Here is a 19,834-nt window from a genome sequence, read left to right on the forward strand (position 1 = left end):
AGCAGTCTGATTACCCTTTAACAGCTCCAATCATTACACCTTTGACAAAATACTTCTGAAGAAAAGGATAGACACACACAATCGGAAGGGTAGCTACGATCATCGTGGTCATTGTAATAGATTTGTTGGTTACGGACCGGGTCCGCTGCATGAACTCCTGTGCCGATGCATTGGAATTTACCATCTGCTCCATCATTACTGTGGAACTTAAAACCTGCTGCAGGATGGTCTGAATGGGTTTCAGATTTTGATTGTTGATATAGATGCTGGCTGTAAACCAGTCATTCCAGTGATAGACGGCCGTAAAGAGGCCCAGTGTTGCAAATACCGGCTTGCTAAGCGGCAGAATCACCCGGAAAAATGTCCCGAAGTACCCGCAGCCGTCCATTTTTGCCGATTCCTCCATCTCCGGCGGCAGTTCTTCGAAAAACGTGCGGAAGACGATCATATTCCAGACACTTACAATGGACGGAATAATCATCACCCAGAAATTGTCCATCAGCCCCAGGTTACGGTTTACAATAAAAGCAGGAATTAAGCCCCCGCTGAACACCATGGTGAAAATACAATAAATCATTATGGCTTTGCGCCCGATCAGGATCTTCTTGGACATCGCGTAGGCAAACAGCCCAGTAAAAAACAGTGACAGTACTGTACCCGCTGCTACTCTTATAACAGAGATCATAAAACCGTGCAGTAGCGCATCATTTTTCAGTACAAAGAGGTAATTGTCAAACGTAAAGTCACGCGGCCAGAAGGTGACTCCTCCGTGCGCTGTATCTGTCCCTGAATTCAGGGAGATAGCCAGTGCATTCCAGAACGGATAAAATGCAGCAAACAGCAGCAAGATCAGAAAGAAATATATCAGGCTTATAAAAGTTTTGTCGCCTCTAGTCAGCTTCAAGCTTATCCCCCCTTACCACAGGCCGCCGCCGTATTTTCTTGCCATTTTATTAGCTCCGAATAGCAGCACAACGCTTATTGCCGATTTGAACAATCCCACTGCTGTGGCATAAGACAATCTGGAACTCTGTATGCCATATTTGTAGACATAGGTATCGATAACCTGAGCCACATCCTGCACCACCGGACTTGACCCCAGAAGCAGGATGTCTTCAAAGCCGGCGCTTAACAGATTCCCAATAGCGAGTACAAAAAACACCATAACAATAGGCATAATGCTCGGAATCGTGATAATGAACATCCGCTTAAATCTGCTTGCACCGTCAACGGCAGCCGCCTCATAAATTTGCGGATCAATAGAAGCGATGGCAGCCAGATAGACGATGCTAGAAAAGCCGATTTCCTTCCACACGTTAGCACTTGCGAGAATTACCCAGAAATACTTTGAAGTAGAGAGGAAATTGATCGGCTCGTCAATCAACCCTGTCTTCTCAAGCAGCAGATTCAGGCTGCCGTTATCCACAGCAAGAATAGAAGCAGCAAACCCTGAAATAATGACCCATGACATAAAATGAGGCAGATAGCTGACGGTCTGGGTCAACCTCTTAAACCACATCCGGTTTACTTCATTCAGAAATAAAGCAAGGATGATGGGAGCCGGAAAGCCGATACATAGTTTCAGCAGACTGATGACGATCGTATTGCGCATTACATTTGAGAATTCCGGAGACTGGAAGAACATTTCAAAATGCTTCAAGCCTACCCATGGACTGTTGGCCATTCCTTCAAAGATGTTATAATCCTGAAATGCCATTAGGACCCCGTACATCGGTAAATAACTGAATATAAAGATCAGAATAACGGCGGGGAGAACCATAACCTGAAGCTCCCACTGTCTGGACAACTCGTATAATTTCCCCCTTTCCCGTTTGTATATTGTACTTTTATTCGTTGCTGTTCTCATCTCTCATGCACCCCCCGCTGAATTCAGCTTGTTCTTTGCTTCTGTATTAAGTTTACAAGGACCTTCATAATCCCAGTAGAGAGCACAGCAATGATAAATTACAGGAATTACGGTTTGTTTATGAGCGTCAAATGCGTACAAGGATAGAAATTCGCCAGTTCATACCTTTACTAGTATAGAAATCAACGAAAAATAGCAGAAATTACGTCTGCTGAAGGTTTTCATTATAAAAAAGACCCTCAAAAGACAATATGTTCTTGTCTTTTGAAGGCTTTACTGCGTTAGGGATACTCAGCTTTTTAATTGACCGTTCAATGACGATACGCTCAGACCTTCAAGTGACACTGGCCGGCCCTGACGATCTGTGAATTCCACCACTTTGGACTCCCCAGGCAGCAGGTCAAAGTAATTGATACTGCAGCGGATGTGCTCGAGAGGTAATTCTAGTTTCACCATACGAACCAAACTGCCTACAGCTGTAACCGTGACTCTTCCGAACGTTTCTTCGATTTGAACTTCAAGCTCTGCGGCTTGTAGTTCAATGTCTTTGGGATCACACAGATAATAAGTATTCTCCGGCGCAGCGAAACCGGAAGCCGATAACCGGACAAAAGTCCTCGATACCGGATTTCCGTTTAACAGCTGTTCTTTGTTGAACACAGCCGCTTGAAGGGAGCTGTTCTCCGGAACGTCTACATCGGTATCCCGGGAATACAGCAGCCGTCCCGAAAAGTCGTAAGTCTCCAGCCTAACCTGCCCATTCATGGCTTCCAGTTTGTCATTAACGATCCAAATCTTCACATCATCCTCCTCATCATATACCAGACTAAGAAGAAGCGGATGAAAGAACGTACGGGCATAGTAATAAGAAGCCTTCGGCATCAGCTCATAATCAATCAACGACCAGCTTGTACCGGGCCATGAATCTCCCAGCTGCCAGATCAAAGCGCCGCTATTATGCGGTTTTAATCTTCTGTAATGCTCAATCCCATACTTTAGACCCTCGGCCTGTGTCAGCATGGAATAATTCAAATATTCCTCTATATTACGGGGTATTCCTGTGTAACCTTGCATTAACAGCAGACCTTTTTTATGATTGGTATCCTTATTCCGATAAGCCATTTCTTCGCTGCCCAAATAAAAATGGCCCTCTGGAATATACTTTTCCAATGTATAACGATTAGCAGAAGCATGGAGCCCGAATTCACTGCTGAACAAGGCCTGATCGTTTTTGAAATTTTTGAAGCTGACTCCCTCCACGGTGTAATCGATAACCGGCACTTCTCCCGCTTTGCGCGGATATACGGAACCATGCCATACCTGCCAGTTATGACGGTCACCCATCTCCGGATCATTGGCATCATTGCCTCCAAAAGGCGAGGAAGGCCAATAAGGCCTGCTGTCATCCCAAACGGAGAGCAGACTGGGCAGCAACTCATGATAGATCCGTCTGCCATAGAAAGGACAGTTAATATCTCCCGCCGATAATTTCATATCATACAGCCAGTCAATTTCGTTATTTCCGCACCAGAGCGCCAGGGAAGGATGATTACGCAAACGCTTGATATTATCGATCGCTTCCCGGGCTATATTCTCCATAAAATTGCGATTAAAGTCAGGGTACAGTGCATTGGCAAAAGGGAAGTCCTGCCATACCAATATACCTAGCCGGTCGCACTCCTTATAGAAAATATCCTTCTCATAGATGCCTCCAGCCCAGACACGTAGCATATTCATATGTGAAGAGACAGCGAGTTCGATTAAATCAGCATACTTATCATCCGGAATGGCTCCTATGAGGTGATCGGCAGGAATCCAGTTTGCACCTTTGGCATAGACCGGAACCTTGTTGAGTAAAAATGTAAATGACGGTTGTCCTTCTGCTGTTTGTGTCTGCAGCTCAATCGTTCTGATGCCAAAGCGTTCGCTACGCACGTCCAAAACCTTGTCTCCTGCGGACAGCTCTGTCTGCAGCTCATATAGAGCGGGAGTTCCCAGGTCATGGGTCCACCATAGCAGAGGATCCGGCACTGCCAGAACGGCCTCAAGCTTTAGCGAACGGTCTCGTATCTGGGCATTCATTGAAGCAGTTGCTGAAGCGGCTAACTTACCGGAAGGATCCACTAGTGTAAAACGGCAGGTATATTTGACACCCTCGTTCTTGTTGAAATAGTCTTCCCAGCTCCTTCTGCCCCCAATTTGAACCTCCGCTTCCAAGGCAATATCCGCACGGGTCTGATCAAATTGTAGTGTTTTGGCGTATACGTTCTCCAGTCTCGCTTTGTTCCAGACAGTGAGAACCACGGGTCCGCAAATACCGGCGGTTACCATCCTCGGGCCCCAATCCCAGCCAAAGTTCATAGCCGCTTTGCGTATCCAGGGACGTTCTTTCGTATAAGAGGACCACTGAAGCGGTTCGAATTTTTTGTAATAAGGAGCAAGCGGATCAAATCTTACAGCAATAGTATTCCGCCCCGGCTGAATAAGACCCGTGACATCGAAATTGTGGGACATCAGCATGTTGTCTGTTCTGCCGGCTTCCAAACCATTAATATACACAACAGCCAGAGTGTCTAATCCTTTGAAGGTTAACTCACTCCGCTCCTCTATACTCTGGGGCGAATACTCAAAAGAGGTTCTATACCACCACTCTTTATCTTCGATCCATCGCGAGGACTGGTCATTGTGTCCATAGTATGGCGAAGGAATAATCCCCCGCTTGATTAGTGTTGAATGCACATCCCCCGGCACCTCGGCAGCCATCCAGAAACGGTCATCAAACGAAAGGCGTGAGCAGTCGGCCGGTGCCGCTCCCGGCTCGAACCCCTGCATTCTCCAGCCACTCGCCAGCTCCAGTTGAACCACTTTAGCCTGGCTCATCAGATGTATTCTCCTGCGGCATTGAATTTGCGGATATGAGAGACCAATTGATCGTATGGCACCCAGGCGATGCCGACCTTTTGATCAGCAGCACCATAAGACATCATCAGCTCCCCATTCACAACAATCCCCCCGGTCGTGAACAGACAAGGTGTAGGATAATCCGAAGGCATTTCCCAGTCCCTTTCTGCATACATCAGCCGGTCCGGACAGCGGTGAACCACTACCGGAAAATCATTGGCTTGTTCTTTAATGATCATGAAAGATTGTGTATACCCAAACTCAACATTCTTTTTGCCGTGATAAGCTACAAGCCATTCATTATTATCGAGCTTCAGCGGCGGCCAGCTGGCACCAACCCGGTGTTCTTCCCAATCGAAAACAGGTGCAGCAAGCAGCCGGTGTGTAGCTTTGGGTGAGGCAAAATCTTCGATAGATTCAGCCGCAGCCAGATAAATTGAAGGCTTCTGCACCTCCTCGCCTTGATCAAACGGCAGCACATTCATCGGCCTGTGCAGCATCAGATACTGTTCTTTGCCTTCTATCATCATTTTGTCCGGAAATAAAAACACATCTCGGTTATCACTGACATGCCCTTCAGTAAGCGGCCCTACATATTGGAAGGACGCATCGTAATTCCCCTGCTTTAATTGTTCCAAATCGAGTTTATAAAGCACTGTTACCGTATCGTTCACACGTGCAGTCTGCAGGAAGGGATCCTCTTCACTGCCCTGCATAACCCAATCCGGAATATACTCGTAACGTGTCACTACTGGAGGGTCCTGATCACTAAGCCAGTAAGGACCGGGAGGAAACGGCCGGCAGGCAGCAGTTAAGTACAGCTCATTCTCTATTTCAAAGATCCGCGGATCCTCGATGCAGCCATTGGCATAATTCCATACTTTATTCCCTTTACTATCTGTGATATACAGTTCATCCTCTTCATACCCCAGTGCGGGAGCCAGCGCGGGTCTTGAGAAATCGGCATCCCAGGTTTCTCCTGCATCTTCACTTTTTGCATAACCCAGGAAGATTGGATAAGGATCATGACAGCCCTCCCTGCGTTTTTGCGGCCAAGGGCCGGTGGCACGGAACAGCATATGGATGGTGTCTGAGGCAGGGTCTTTAACGATCGCTGGGTTCAGTACCATCTTGTCGGCCCAGCTGCAGCCTGGAACAGGCTCCAGTACAGGTTTGTCTAAATAGCGGAATTGTGGTTTCATAGTGTCCTCCCAAGACGTTTTTTGGCAATGTATTCGCAAGTGCTATACGTAACTGTCTATCAGGCTGCGCACAACAAGCTGTTCTCTTAATTCTTCAGGGGTTAAACATGTAGAGAATCCTGCTTTGGATGCTGTAATTACCTTTTCTTCATGGGCAGACAAATGAAAGTAATTGTCACTGAAAACCGCATCCGCCGTTTTTAAATCCAGTTCCACAAACATGGCGAAGCCGGAAGAGGTCATTACAAATTCATAATATTCGTCTTGCTCGGAAATACGGACTTTCAGCTCAGCAGGAGCAAGGCTAAAATGCTTGGCGGGGACAAATATGTTAACACCCGAGCTTAGCACCTTTCCGCTTGCCTCCAGACTATATTCCAAGTAGTGCGAACGCAGTTGGGCGTCAGAGTCAAGCCGGCTGCTGAAGTCGAGAGTACAGCAAAGAGCAGTAGATAATGGTGCAGCAGACACTTCAAGCTCACCGGATAAAATAATGACCGAGCCGGCATCCCGCAGTTTCCAAACTAACTTGCCCTTTAATTCTGTGAATGTCTCGTTACTGACATGCAGAGATACCCGGCTTCCCTCTTCAGCAGCAGACACCAGAACCGGAGAATAAAACCGTTTCGCCATATAATGCAGTGCTTTCCACCGGCCGAAGGAATCCAGGCTTGCCCATGAAGCGACAGGCCAGGAGTCGTTCAGCTGCCAATACACAGCTCCCATGCATCTTCCCCTGTTTCTGCGCCAGTGCTCCACTCCATACCTTACCCCTTCAGCCTGTATCAGCTGGGAAGTGTACAGGAAAGAACCAAAATCTTTGGGATACTTGAAATATTGTGACATGTAGTGCAGCATAGGCGACAGGCCGTCCTCATGCTTCTGATGGTTCTCCATTACTGGAGAGAATACATTCCGGTCCCCGGGTAGCGTAAAGGTCTCGACGGTTTTTAGTGAAGGAAACGCCTGCAGCCCGAACTCGGACATGAACCGCGGATAGCGGTTGCGGAAATCCGTGAACGGTTTGCGGCCATGCCAGATACTCCAGTCATGCATATCCCCGAAATCCTGATTATTCGGGCGGTCAAATCCGCCGAACGAGGTTGGAGATGCCAGCCAATAGAATGTGCCCGGATCTACTTCCCTGGCGATTTTCGGAAGTACATATTCAAACTGCTTGATATAATCGGCTTTCAGCTTCAAAGACTGGTTAATGTCCCAATCCACCCAGGCCCATTCCATTTCGTTATTGCCGCACCACAGCGCGAGACAGGCATGATGACGGATCCGTTTCATGTTCTGGGTAATTTCCTCAGTAATATTGGCTTCGAATGCCTCTGTGAAATCATAGACGGCACAGGCGAATAGATGATCCTGCCAGACAAGCAGGCCATATTCATCGCATAAATCATAGAAATAATCGTCCGGATAATACCCCCCGCCCCACACGCGTATACAGTTGAAATTTGCGGCGATACAGTCCTGGATGATCCGTTCAGTCTTTTCACGGGTACCCCGTCTAATAATATTGTCTTCAGGCACATAATTGCCGCCCATTGCAAAAATGTCGTATCCGTTCACCTGAAAGGCGAACCCTTTGCCCCACTCGTCCTCCTGCTGGTTGACGGTAATCGTACGCAGGCCAATGCGAAGTTCTCTTTGATCCAGAATCTGATCACCACTGGTTAAAGCAACCTCAATTCGGTAAAGTGGCTGTCCGCCAAAACCGTTCGGCCACCATAGCTGGGGACTTGTTATCTCTGCCACAAAATGTACAACCTGTTCCCCAGTTTCACATTGCTGCAGTTCGATACTCTTACCCTCCGGGGATAAAAGATTCATTCGGGCAACTACAGGGCGGGATGGTGCATATTCCAGGCCTACCCGGATATCCAGCTTTACAGTTTCAACCTCATGGTGCTGGGTTACATATACCTCGCCCAGCCTGACATCCGATAATCCGATTAAGGAGACTGGCCTCCAAATCCCCATATCCGGCAGTGTTGGCCCCCAATCCCAGCCAAACATGTAATGCGCTTTGCGCAGGTATTGAAATCCCTTAGTCCCGTTAGTGGACCAGATCGGATTATCGTTCTGCTTATCCCTTATATAGCTTAGCGGAGAATGGAAGATAATACGTAGAACGTTCTCGCCTTTCGATAAGAAAGGCTTTACGTCAAATTCATAGGACCGGTGCATATTGTCTGTAGAAGCAATCGCGATACCATTGAGGCTTATATCCGCCAGTGTATCCAGTCCCTCAAAACGTAAAATCAATCGTTCTTGCTCCAGAAATTCCCCGCTCAAGACGAACCGTTTCTCATATTCATAATCGTATTCTGATAACCGGACAGCCTCGCGGTCATTCTCCCGAAAGAACGGATCTTCCATTCTTCCGGCATTCAGCAAATCTAGATACATGGAGCCCGGCACATTGGCCCCGATCCATTCCGCTTCCCCGCAGGGCCTCATGGACCACTCGCCGCCTAAATCCAATATATTCATAGCTGTTCAAACACCATCCTCATTGTGTTATTACTTCTTGTCGTAGAATAGTGTAACAAGCTAATCCTTACATTACTTGTCTTGTGCCTTCATGTTTATTGTGGTATTTTAACATCATTCAAGAGGAGGAGAAGTTGATGAAAATCTTCAAATATACCGCGGAGTCTCATATGGGAACAGATACGGAGTCACATTTTTTTACCGTCTCTTCGCTCAAGCACGCCTCTCCCATCCACTCCCATGATTTTTTCGAGTTGTTTCTGGTGACCCGGGGACGGGCGCTCCACATCGTGAATGGGGCCTCCCTTCCCATTGCCGAAGGAACGCTGGTTTTCATCCGTCCTGATGATGTTCATTATTATGAGCAGGAGGGTGATTACGATATGGAGTTTATTAATATCTGCTGCACCAAGCAGGCCATGGATACTGTTTTTGCTTTTCTGGGAGACGCTATTCATCCAGATAGCCTGTTATCACCTTCGCTCCCTCCAAGCATTATTCTGTCCCCCATGGAAAAGGAGCAGCTGAAGGACCGCCTTGAACATATTGGCCTCGCCGGGGATAAGTCTCGGGGTTTGCTGCGCGCTGTGCTGGTTGAATTGCTGATTCATTATTTCTGGCAATTTCAGCATAAACAGGAGGACCCGCTTCCCTTGTGGCTGGAATCCCTGCTGATCCAAATGAAGCGCAAGGACAACTTCATCCAGGGCATTCCTCGAATGTACGAATTATCCGGACGCAGTCCGGGACACATCAATCGGGTCTTCAAAAACCGGCTCTCTACGACTCCCGTTGAATACATTAACGGACTCCGGCTGGAATACGCCAAACATCTGCTCGCGACCACCAATCTTAGCATTACGGAAATTTCCTTATCCTGCGGGTTTAACAACCTCAGCCATTACTATCATCTCTTTAAAAGCAGCTTTGGAGTTACGCCGCTGGAGTTCCGCGCCCGCCATTCCCCATAACAGTTATCCCTTGGACCGAACCGATTAGTGTAGGGCACAGCCGGGTCCCTAAATCGGTATGAATCGGTACGCTAAATCCTGTGACCAAAGCAGAGATAATAAATCCTCCCCCCCACGCCTACATACCCGGCATCAACCCCAACCCAAATATTGTGACTTCAACTCCAACTTGCATTCCCAGCCTTCTTTCCTGATCATCCTCATAATTTGCTCTATCTCCAAAGACCCTCTCTCAACTTTTTTTAATTATATATATAATAAATTATTATATTATTTGAATTTATTTAATTATTTAATTTATTTTTGTTGACTTAAAAATTTTCCGGAAATATAATCAAAGCGAAATGTAAGCGATATCAAGGAGGAGTGTTTAATGAGGATCCAGTCGAGTAAGTCGTTGATTATGCTAGTAATCGTGGCAATGGTTATGGCAGGGATTTCATTCGCGCCAGGGAATGTCTCAGCCGCTACAAATTTGGCGTACGGACGTCCGGTAACGGTCTCTTCCACCGAAAGCTCCAGTTACCCTGGAAGCAATGCGGTGGATGCCAACGGAAATACCCGCTGGTCATCAGCTTTTTCTGATCAGCAGCACATTATTGTCGATCTCGGCAGTTCGCAGCAGATTTCAAGTGTCGTCCTTAAGTGGGAAGCCTCCTATGCCAAGGGCTATCAGATTCAGGTATCCAATGACAATTCCAAGTGGCTTACCGTACACTCCAACTACAATGGCACCGGAGGCGTGTCCACCATTGACTTCACTCCGGTCAAAGCCCGCTATGTCAAAATGTACGCTTTCAGCAGAGCAACCGCCTATGGCTATTCTCTTTACGAATTCGAAGTGTACGGAAGCTCCTCCAAGGTTGGTGTACTGGATTATTTGAAGGGGATTTCCGGCAATAGTACCGTTCTCGGCATCCATAACCGCGAGCCCAACTCCAATCCGGCCCTTCAGACCAACCAGATGAATACGACTGCAGGACGCTATCCCGCACTCTGGAGCGGAGACTTCCTGTTCTCCTCAAACGATGTCGCCAATCGTTGGACAATGATTTACGAGGCCAAAAAACAGTGGGATAACGGAGCAATTGTCAATATTATGCTGCATGTCGTCCCTCCGATACAGTCCGAGCCCGGCAGCTGGGATGGCGGAGTGGTCAGCCACTTGAGCGATGCGCAGTGGAGTGATCTGATCACAAACGGCGGCACCTTGAACAAAGCGTGGAAAGCCCGCCTCGACAATTATGCCCAGTATCTGCAATATCTTAAGGACAACAATGTAACCGTCCTGTTCCGGCCCTTTCATGAGATGAACCAGGGTGTATTTTGGTGGGCAGGCAGACCAGGAACAAATGGAACAGCGGCCCTTTACCGGCTGACGCATGATTATCTGGTCAATACTAAAGGGCTGACCAATCTGGTGTGGGTATGGGATATGCAGGATCTTGACCTAAACTGGAGTACCTATAATCCTGGTAGCAGCTATTTTGATATTTTCGCGCTTGATGTCTATAATGCGGATGGTTTTACCACCGCAAAATACAATACAGCTCTAAGCATAGCAGGTGGTAAACCGATTGCAATCGGCGAATGCGACAAGCTACCGACCTCCGCGGTGCTTGCCTCACAGCCCCGCTGGGCATTTGCAATGAGCTGGGCGGAGCTTACCTTCAGCAGCAATACAACAGATCAGATAAAAAGTCTGTATAATGCCTCCAACACCGTAACCCGCGATCTACTGCCGGCATTGAAATAATAGTTGTTTCCTGATTACTTTCTGTAAGAAAAGCAAAGACGCCATTTCGGAGCGAACCGGAAATGGCGTCTTTATTATATGTTAGTTATACAGGTAATTCTTATTGTGCGGTAAAAGGTTTCACAGACGCACGCTGGATCAGCTGAGTGGACAATAGTACATGCTCAGGTGTAATATCCGGTTGCTCAATCCTGCGAAGCAGCACCTGGACTGATCGGATGCCGATATCACCCTTAGGAACACGAACCGTGGTCAGCTTCGGCTGCATCATTTCGCATAGCGTCAAATCATCAAATCCGATCACGGAAACATCATCCGGACAGCGTAGACCCAACCGGTCCATTACACTAAGTACTTCAAAAGCCGTCAAATCGTTGGCACAGAACAAGGCTGTGAGCGGACTTGTGCCTTTAAGGCTTTTCTCCAGACTGTCCGGCAATTCGGAGGATACATACATCCCCGTCCCGCTGACCCCGATTCCGGGGATCACCAATGATTCAACCTCAACCTCTTGCTTACGCCCAAAATCCTCGATTGCCTCAATGAATCCTCTGTACCGCTCCCGAAAACTCCACGATGTATTCTTGTCGCCGACAAAGCCAAGCCGTCGGTGACCGTTCTCCAGCAAATGTCCAGTTGCTCTGTATGCCCCCAAATAGTTATTCGCCAGGATATGATCGATTGTCGGGTCCATCAGATTTGCGTCCAGCATGACGAACGGAAAATGATTGAACTTCAACAGTTCAATATAGCTGTCCGGCAGATGACCCATCACGATCGCACCATCAACCTTTTTCTCAAGAATACTAGTCGGCAACGCATCCTTGGAACCTAGCGTGAGATCTATGCTGGAGAGAATCATGCTGAACTTATGCTGATTCAGCTCAAACTCAATGCCCTGAAGCACCTTTCCCCAATATTCTATATCATCCAGATAAGCGCGGGGCATCAGTACTGCGATATTCCCAGTCTGGGCTGCTGAGAATTTCATCCGCGTCTGTTTAACCCGGTAGCCCATTTCCTCCGCTTTCTTCCAGATATTCTCCTTGGTTACCTCATTGACACTCGGATCATTTGATAGCGCTTTAGAAATCAGCGCCTTAGAGACGTTCAACTCATCTGCAATCACCTGCAACGTTACTTTTTTCATAAAAAGCCTATCCCACTTTCCGGAATTAGTAAATTTTGAGTTTCTTCTGCTAGATATAGCATATCTCTTTAATAAACAAATTTCAACTTTTGTTTAACTGATTTTTAATATTATTAAAAATATAAACAATCGTTTCTAGTTAACGGGAATAAAATCATGCTTATGGTAAACCTGCGGATTTTTCTGAAGCCCGGTTCTAGTAATTCAATATAGCTATCTTCCACTAAATGGTTCAGGCTTCCGTATATTCTTTCCTTTTACTATAAAAATAGAGCAGCTATCCTCCTGAAGGAAGAATCGCTGCTCTGCTTCATTTCACTTTAAACGTGTCCCTTATCTGTTTAGAAGCCTGTATAAAAGTTGTACACTCTCTGCACGGGTGGCGCTGAGGTCAGGATGGAACCGGCTGTCGCCGTCTCCCTTCAGGATTCCCGCAGCTGTAAGCTTGGCAACCGCTCCGGCAGCCCATTCTGCTATCGCACTGCTATCCTTATAGGTCAAGGAGGACAAGCTCTCGGGAAAGGGTTTACCGCTGCTCTTCATAGCCCGGTCTACCATGACTGCCATTTCCTCCCGGGAAACCGGCGCATCCGGATCGAATTGATTGCTGCTTCTGCCGAGGACGACTCCCTGCTCAACCGCAGCGGCTACAGCATCGTGATACCAGGAATCTGGGCGGACATCCCTGAAGTCGGATGATGATGCATCTCCAGTCCAATGATAAGTTCTGGCGAGCATAGCCACAAATTCAGCCCGGGTTACGGCCCGCTGCGGACTAAACTGCAAATCTCCGGTCCCGTTAACCACATACTTGGCGCTTAAGGCTGTGATTGCCGGATAAGCCCAATGCGTATCAGGTACATCACTGTAGGATTTACGATATTCCAGGACAGCATAGCCGCTGAAATGATGTAGCTCTCCCGTAATCGTTGTGGTACCGGCACTGCCGCCGATGTACTCCGCGTGCCCATCCTGGGTGATGTAATAAATGCCGAGAAGCTCCTGGTTTATATCCTTTCCAAACGGAAGCTCGATCTGCACCGGCTGGCTAAACTGGCTTAAATTGCGCTTACTTCCGTCTGCTGCTTGAACCGACAGATTAAAGTCGTATTTCAGTCCCCTGGAGAGCAGTTGTTCTCCATTCGCCGGCTTAAGTGCCGGAACCGCTGAAGTACTGATAGACAAAGTAATTATCGCACCTTCCCTTGCCCCTTGTTCCAGCAGCTGGCTTGCCTGGCTGAGCACAGCTTGCGGCAGGGTCAGCTTCAGGCTTGGAGTCACAATCTGAATTCCCCGGCTGCCGAGCACTTCGGCCAAGCCGGCTGGAACCACAACTCCATAGTCACTACCTTCTATGACTACCGGACTTACCTTGTCCCCGGCAGCCTGTATTTTCCGTGTCAAATCCGTCAGGCTAAAAGACACAGGCCCTGTAGAAGGTGATGCACTTGCGGAAGGTGTGGATACGGGAACTCCAGCATTCTCATCCGGCACCGGCGATGGTGTTGGTGTTGGTGTCGGCGAAGCCGTTACTTCTGGTGTGACCGTTGGCGTCACTGTCGCCTCTGGTGTTGCCGTTGCCTCTGGTGTTGGTGTTGATTTTGGTGTCGGTGTCGGTGTCGGTGTTGGTGTCGGTGTTGCTGTCGGTTCCGATCCGCCCGGCAAGTCGCCGGTGCGGACCAGCTCGACATCCTCAACCGCAAGCCAATTGCCGCCAAGATCCTTGGAATGGAACCCGGCTGTAAGCATACCATCCTTCACTTCGATACCGGAAATTTTCACATAGACCCAAGTGCCAGTCCCTGTTGGAATGGCAATCTTTCTGATTTCATTCCCTGCAGCAGCGGTCATTTCTACAGTCTGCTGGCCGCCTTTGGATTTGGTCCAAGCCCGGAGTTCATAAATGCCGGCTGGAAGATTCGTCGCCGCTTGCGAGGTAGTTACCTCATAAGCTGCCGCATTCCAGTGCACCAGACGGTACGTACCGGTACGGATATCCGTCGCCTCAAGCTTGACTGTACCATCTGCAACGTTCGCACCATTAACATCGGTATGCGTCCAGTGCTGTGGAAGCAGCGGCCATGCGGAAGCATCAATGACTTCGTCAAAGCTCGGATTCAGGAGATAATTATGCAGCGCCGGTTGTGTGCCGCCCTCAGTATACGGATTATTTGGTACATTGACTTCCAGCTTATGGCTGTCGGTATGCACAGCCGTATCATTGTACAGCTCGATGGAAGCTTTAATCTCACGCGAGCCGTTTGCAATCTTTGAAGTAGAGTATGACCAGGTGCCATCGTTTTTGACAGCAGCATAGAACACTTGCTTACCCGCGCGGAGTGCAATATACTCCGCTCCAACTGCCGTTCCTTGGAATGTGTATGGCAGAGCAGTAATCACATTCTCCGTCTTGTCGATCGTTACATTGCCGTCCTGCAACCTGCCCGTAAAATCTGCTCCGTTAATATCATCGATATACATCGTACCGGAGGATGAAGCTGATTCAGCGGACGCGCCAAGATAGAAGGAAACGGTCGAAATATTGTTCGCAGCGTCCGGACGGGCAGTCTGGTCCGTGCTGTACCAGCTTGGATAGCGGAAATCATCAAATGGAACATACATAATCCGCGGATCAGTTCCTTTTACAATGGTTTTCGTCTCCCAGAACTTCCCGCTGGCATCCGAGAACTGGATCGCCAGTTCATTATTCGAGCCGTCCGGCTGGAGCCAGAAGCTAAAGCCGTCATGGCCCTTAAGATTCAAAAAGTCGGGACTGAAGCTGCCGCCGGCATAACCGGGACCGGAGAAATTGTAATCAATCTTCAGACCGTAGCCGCCTTCCGACTTATGCGCTGCATCAAGCGAGACCTCGAAGGCACCTCCCCCGGTATTCCGGGCAAATGCCTTTTGCAGCAATGCGTTATACCCGCCATAGCCTTCAAAATTATCCAGCTTGGCTGCATTGGCAAACTTGATGTCATCCACCGTTATTGTGCCAGCCGAAGGAGAGCCTGCTGTTTGCTCTATAATGATCGAGAAATGGACGATATCACTCCAGTCTGCAGAACCCTGACCGGCACTGCGTCTGACCTCAACCGTCCGGCCTTCCGTACCGCTAACCGGAACTTCGGCATCCCACACCTTGCCATCCTCCGCGGTTAACCGGAAGATGAGCTTGGCGGCAGATCCGTCGCCTTTTACCCAAGCATGCAGGGCATCGAATTGCGACAGATCCGCATGATCCAGCGCTCTGCCTGTACCTGCAGAACCATACTGCCCAAGATCATAGGACAGTTTAACACCATAGCTTCCGTCATTTTTATTAGTAGTATCCAGCGACACCGCTAATTGCCCGCCATCTGGAAGAGCGGCATAACGGGCCGCAATATTGCTGTCCAGGCCGTAATCATACTCTCCGTCTTCCATGACATTCACCGGAGGCTTGTCAGTCAGCGGGATACTGTTCACCCCATAACCGATCTCCACAAGTGCGATACCTGGTGTCTCTTCATTGGCAGAGGCCGGATAGACTGCCTTGATATAACGTGTGGAGGCCAGAACGGAAAAATCGGTATAGATGACTTTCTTCCATTCACCAGAGACCGTACTCTCGCTGACCGCAGGCGATACAGCTGTATAAGTCTCTCCATCAATGGAGGCATAGAAGGTCAGACGGTCTGACTTATTCGCATAGGTAGTAAATCTGTAGGCATTCACATCACCGCTCACTCCATAGATAACCGAGCCATCTCCGCTGCCGCTGCGGACCAGTACCGATTTTTGCTCCGTTTCAGCTGATCCATCCTTAAGCACAAGACTGCCGGACTTGACCGGAGAGCTGTCAAAGGTACTGTCTACCACAAACCCGTTGGTCTGAAGCGAAGGCAGTGTCGCATAACCGCTTCCGTCATAGCTATACGTTAATTGCACCTTATCGAGCTGAACCGTATTGCTGCCTGGAATACGGAATTTAACAAACCGGATACCTGCCGGTAATTGTCCCGCAGTATACTGGCTGCCGGAAACAGCTGGCTGAATTTCCTTATAGGTCACGCCGTCCTCCGAAATGAACCAGCCGATAGTTACGCTGCCGACAGCTGTAATGCTGATTGTACTCAGCGGTACAGGCGATCCGTAAACAAGGAATCCGGGTGCTGCCGTGGAGACATAAGCCTTGTAGCCTACTCCCAGTTCATTGCCGTCAGGCGAACTGGTCAGCACATTGGAAGAGCTGTCATACGTGTAAACCTTACGTTTCTCTTTGTCGTTATAGAGCAGGCTAAGCTCATCCGTAATTACATGCTCCGCAGCTGTCGAAACCGAGTTGGACCATTCCGAGGTTCCGGACTCATTAACGCCGCGGACACGGTAGAAATACGTCACTCCGCTAATCGCCTGCTCATCATGGAAGGATGGTGTTCCTGCCCGGCCACCGTCCGAGAAATCCCTTGTTACCGTGATCCAGTTTTGTCCGTCCTCCGAACGCTGAACCTCATATCCGGAAGCTCCGACCGAGCCCTGCCAGCGGATATCCGCAACGGAAGCAATCGGGAACAGGACAGGCGCATTGGCTGGAGCCGGAATAGCCGGAACAGCCGAAGTCTTATCCTTATCATCCGTCTTCATGTAGTGGGCGTATTTGAATACGGTCCGGATAATTGGCGTTTCGCTGTAATAATCGCCCGAAGAGAAGCCCGGCCAGTGATAGGAAGCCCAGTTGCCGGGATTTTCATCATGCCAGAAGAATCCCCCGTCTTCCTTATGCGGACGCAAGGACCAGATCATGATGCCGCTAGTTCCATTTTGCAGGGCCGCATTAAAAAGAGCTTCGACCGGAGCCTGAGTTGTATAAAGCCCGAATTCACCAAGAATGTACGGCTTCTTAGTCTTGGTCATTTCCCGATTAGCATTGATTTTATCCAGGAAGTTGCCGGTGTAGAAATGGTTGCCGACGATGTCGATATTGGCATCAGCCAGTGAGTCTGCATGTACCGCGAACCGTCCGTCCAGCAGAAGCTGTGAAGGCTGCTCTTCTTCCTTAATGTAACGCGCGATTTCGGTTGTCCACGATTGCGGGAATTTATCCTGGTTATAGCCCCCAAGCTCATTTCCCGTCTCCCAGGCGAGAATTGCCTTATCCTCTTTGTAAGGCACACCCGTGATGGTATTGACCCGGTTCATCATATAATGAATGACCTGCTTGAAATCCGAGATCACCAGCGGATCAGTATAGAATTTCCAGGCATCATCATCACTGGCGGCGTCACCGCTGATCGTCCCCGGATAACGGAAGTTAACATAGCTTTCAATGCCGCCTTCCCATTGCCATTGATCCACAAAAGGAATGATCAGCCGCACACCATACTGATTGGCAAGAGCCAGCAGATTGTCCAGCTTGCGGAATCCGGCTTCGTTAAACTGCATTACACCGCTTTCGTCCGGCCCCAGCACAAGCGCATAGCTTGCATTAGCATTGTCGTACCGTTTGACCGGAGGGACATAGGTACGGGTTACCTGACCGCCCATCTCGGACAATGTCCTGATCGCATCCTCCTGGGAGAATTCCGGATCACGCATACCGCCCGGATAGTTCAGAGAGGCGAATCTGAATACCTTATCACCTTCCATGAGCTGGTCTCCATTGACCGTAACAAAATCCGCGAATACCGAATCCGGTGTCCCTGCAGCGCCAATTTTGACCGGCGCACTCTGAACAGGACTGCCAAATTTGCCTCCAGCATCCACTGGTGTGACTTCAAACTTGATATAGGCGTTACTATGGGAACGCTGAAGAAGAAGTTGATTAGCCACCGCCCCGTCAATCGGCAGATAGGCTCCATTTTCTGTATCGCTCAGCAGCCAGCGGTAAGTGGATGCTCCTTCAGGAGTGCCGGACTCACTGCTGTATTGATAGCTGCCTGTCAGAGTCTTACCGATCTCCGGCGTTCCTTGGATCGTAACCTGTCCGGCCGTTATACCATCATCCTGTCCAAGAATTGCCGCCAGCTTGTCCGCCAGCTTCACATGGGCACTCTCGTTCGGATGGGTTCCATCGATATAATCTGCGTCGGAGAGCCAGCCTGTTGTATCAATATAATGAACCTTGCTGTCACCAGCAGCTTGACGGGCATTCACAGCGCCTTGCGTTTCCGCTGCATATACTCCGTTGAACAGGCGCTGGGCGTAAATATCTGCATTCGGATACTTGCTCCGGATATCAGCCAGGAACTGCGTGTAAGCCGTTTGATAGGTCTCGGAGGGTACATTAAACGTTTTATCGTTCGTCCCCACATTGATTACGACCATATCTGGCTCTGGACCAGAGAAGTCATAAGCTGTATCGTCGCCAGAATCCGCATTTTTGAGTTTGAAAAACTGCTTGCTGAGTCCCGCTTTATTGGCGATGTAGCTGCCGCCGGACCACTGGTCCACTAGGCCCATCCCCGACTGGGCAATCTGGGTATGCTCATAGCCGAGCTTCTCCGCCGCCAGCCAGCCATAGTCGGACAGCGCCAACTTCGGCAGCAGATACCCCGCGATAATGGAAGCGCCTGTGAATTCAATCGTTTTGGCTCCCACTTGCGGTGCAGCTACGGAAGCGCCTTCATCAATAATCAGACCTTTGAATTTCAGGGACTGGTCTGTATAAGGGGTAGCCACCATCAGAGTGTGTGTCCCCGGGGATAAAGGCACCGGCGTCAAATTGACAGTACCATTCACAGAAGTATAGCGGCTCTCCACTCCATCAATTTTTACATAGAGACTTACGCTGGATCCAACGTTAAGCTTTACCGTCGTTCCGGTAAAGTTCACTTTGAAGTAAGTGCCTCCCCATGAGGTGGAATAGGCCGAGGCATCGCGGGTATCCCACCGTCCGAAATAACGGATGCCCGGATCATCCGGTAGCACATTTACCATTTCAGAAACTCCACTCTTTACTTTTTCCAGAACCACATCATCAAAATACACAGTACCTGTAGCTTTGAGCACAACACGAATAGATGTATAATTACCGCTGTTAAAAGAAATATTATATTCTTTCCAGCCGCCGCTTGCGTCCGTCGCCGTCTGATCCTGAATAGCTGTGTTGGAGTTGTCAGCTGAAGCAATCCGGTATTGCAGGATAGCCGCTGCATTCTCCGTCTTCGCAAAGAAGCTCAAACGGTAGTCCGTGCCTGCCTCCACTACAATCGGGAGCTGCCGAACATACGGATAGCTGCTGTCTCCCTGAATTTTCAGCGAATGGCTTCCACTGTGATAGACATCGCTGGTTACAGTGGTCTTGGCCGCATTTCCCGACTCCCATGGGGCTAGTCCCCCGCTCTCAAAATCGCCTCCGACAATCAGATTACTGCCGGAACCCTCTGCTGCATATACATGATTATTCCTCACCGGTACAAATAAACTGGTCAGCATGGAGAAGATCATCAGCATGGTTATCCCACGCTGAATGACTTTTCTGCCCGAATAATGGATCATAGC

Annotated in this window: 9 protein-coding genes; 2 read left to right on the forward strand and 7 right to left on the reverse strand. The window is 48.9% G+C overall.

The window, feature by feature from the left end; genetic code table 11:
- Window positions 1-10: 10 nt before the first annotated feature.
- The 5 genes from L6H70_RS15180 to L6H70_RS15200 form a co-directional block, all read right to left on the reverse strand.
- A complete protein-coding gene (locus L6H70_RS15180; protein ID WP_236334502.1) occupies window positions 11-904 on the reverse strand; it encodes a carbohydrate ABC transporter permease in 894 nt (297 codons plus the stop codon).
- Between the two features lie 12 nt (window positions 905-916).
- Window positions 917-1,780, reverse strand: coding sequence for an ABC transporter permease (locus L6H70_RS15185; protein ID WP_236334726.1), 864 nt, complete (start codon window positions 1,778-1,780; stop codon window positions 917-919).
- Between the two features lie 378 nt (window positions 1,781-2,158).
- Window positions 2,159-4,747: a glycoside hydrolase family 2 protein gene (locus L6H70_RS15190; RefSeq protein ID WP_236334504.1), complete on the reverse strand. Its 2,589-nt coding sequence runs from the start codon at window positions 4,745-4,747 to the stop codon at window positions 2,159-2,161.
- Window positions 4,747-5,970 (reverse strand): glycoside hydrolase family 130 protein, encoded by a 1,224-nt coding sequence (locus L6H70_RS15195; protein ID WP_236334506.1) that lies wholly within the window; start codon window positions 5,968-5,970, stop codon window positions 4,747-4,749. Before L6H70_RS15195 ends, L6H70_RS15190 begins: the two co-directional genes overlap by 1 nt.
- 42 nt (window positions 5,971-6,012) lie before the next feature.
- A complete protein-coding gene (locus L6H70_RS15200) occupies window positions 6,013-8,475 on the reverse strand; it encodes a beta-mannosidase (RefSeq protein WP_236334509.1) in 2,463 nt (820 codons plus the stop codon).
- A gap of 137 nt (window positions 8,476-8,612) precedes the next feature.
- On the opposite strand from L6H70_RS15200, the gene L6H70_RS15205 reads away from it, so the two are divergent.
- Complete coding sequence (locus L6H70_RS15205; protein ID WP_236334511.1) at window positions 8,613-9,446, forward strand: helix-turn-helix domain-containing protein; 834 nt, start codon at window positions 8,613-8,615, stop codon at window positions 9,444-9,446.
- A 373-nt stretch (window positions 9,447-9,819) separates the two neighbouring features.
- A complete protein-coding gene (locus L6H70_RS15210; protein WP_236334513.1) occupies window positions 9,820-11,202 on the forward strand; it encodes a glycosyl hydrolase in 1,383 nt (460 codons plus the stop codon).
- A 100-nt stretch (window positions 11,203-11,302) separates the two neighbouring features.
- On the opposite strand, the gene L6H70_RS15215 is transcribed toward L6H70_RS15210, so the two are convergent.
- Together L6H70_RS15215 and L6H70_RS15220 are read right to left on the reverse strand one after the other, a co-directional pair.
- Window positions 11,303-12,352, reverse strand: a complete 1,050-nt coding sequence (locus L6H70_RS15215; protein ID WP_236334515.1) for a LacI family DNA-binding transcriptional regulator — start codon at window positions 12,350-12,352, stop codon at window positions 11,303-11,305.
- 333 nt (window positions 12,353-12,685) lie between these two features.
- Window positions 12,686-19,831 carry an S-layer homology domain-containing protein gene (locus tag L6H70_RS15220; protein ID WP_236334517.1) on the reverse strand — a complete coding sequence of 2,382 codons (7,146 nt, stop codon included), beginning with the start codon at window positions 19,829-19,831 and terminating at the stop codon, window positions 12,686-12,688.
- Window positions 19,832-19,834 lie beyond the last annotated feature (3 nt).

The organism is Paenibacillus auburnensis, assembly GCF_927798115.1.
GTDB classification, from domain to species: domain Bacteria; phylum Bacillota; class Bacilli; order Paenibacillales; family Paenibacillaceae; genus Paenibacillus_AQ; species Paenibacillus_AQ auburnensis.

What these genes read in the sequence shown, in the direction of transcription:
- L6H70_RS15210 (WP_236334513.1), top strand. Translation starts at nt 9,820, where the DNA reads ATGAGGATCCAGTCGAGTAAGTCGTTGATTATGCTAGTAATCGTGGCA.
- L6H70_RS15190 (WP_236334504.1), bottom strand. Translation starts at nt 4,747, where the DNA reads ATGAGCCAGGCTAAAGTGGTTCAACTGGAGCTGGCGAGTGGCTGGAGA.
- L6H70_RS15200 (WP_236334509.1), bottom strand. Translation starts at nt 8,475, where the DNA reads ATGAATATATTGGATTTAGGCGGCGAGTGGTCCATGAGGCCCTGCGGG.
- L6H70_RS15220 (WP_236334517.1), bottom strand. Translation starts at nt 19,831, where the DNA reads ATGATCCATTATTCGGGCAGAAAAGTCATTCAGCGTGGGATAACCATG.
- L6H70_RS15195 (WP_236334506.1), bottom strand. Translation starts at nt 5,970, where the DNA reads ATGAAACCACAATTCCGCTATTTAGACAAACCTGTACTGGAGCCTGTT.
- L6H70_RS15185 (WP_236334726.1), bottom strand. Translation starts at nt 1,780, where the DNA reads ATGGTTCTCCCCGCCGTTATTCTGATCTTTATATTCAGTTATTTACCG.
- L6H70_RS15215 (WP_236334515.1), bottom strand. Translation starts at nt 12,352, where the DNA reads ATGAAAAAAGTAACGTTGCAGGTGATTGCAGATGAGTTGAACGTCTCT.
- L6H70_RS15205 (WP_236334511.1), top strand. Translation starts at nt 8,613, where the DNA reads ATGAAAATCTTCAAATATACCGCGGAGTCTCATATGGGAACAGATACG.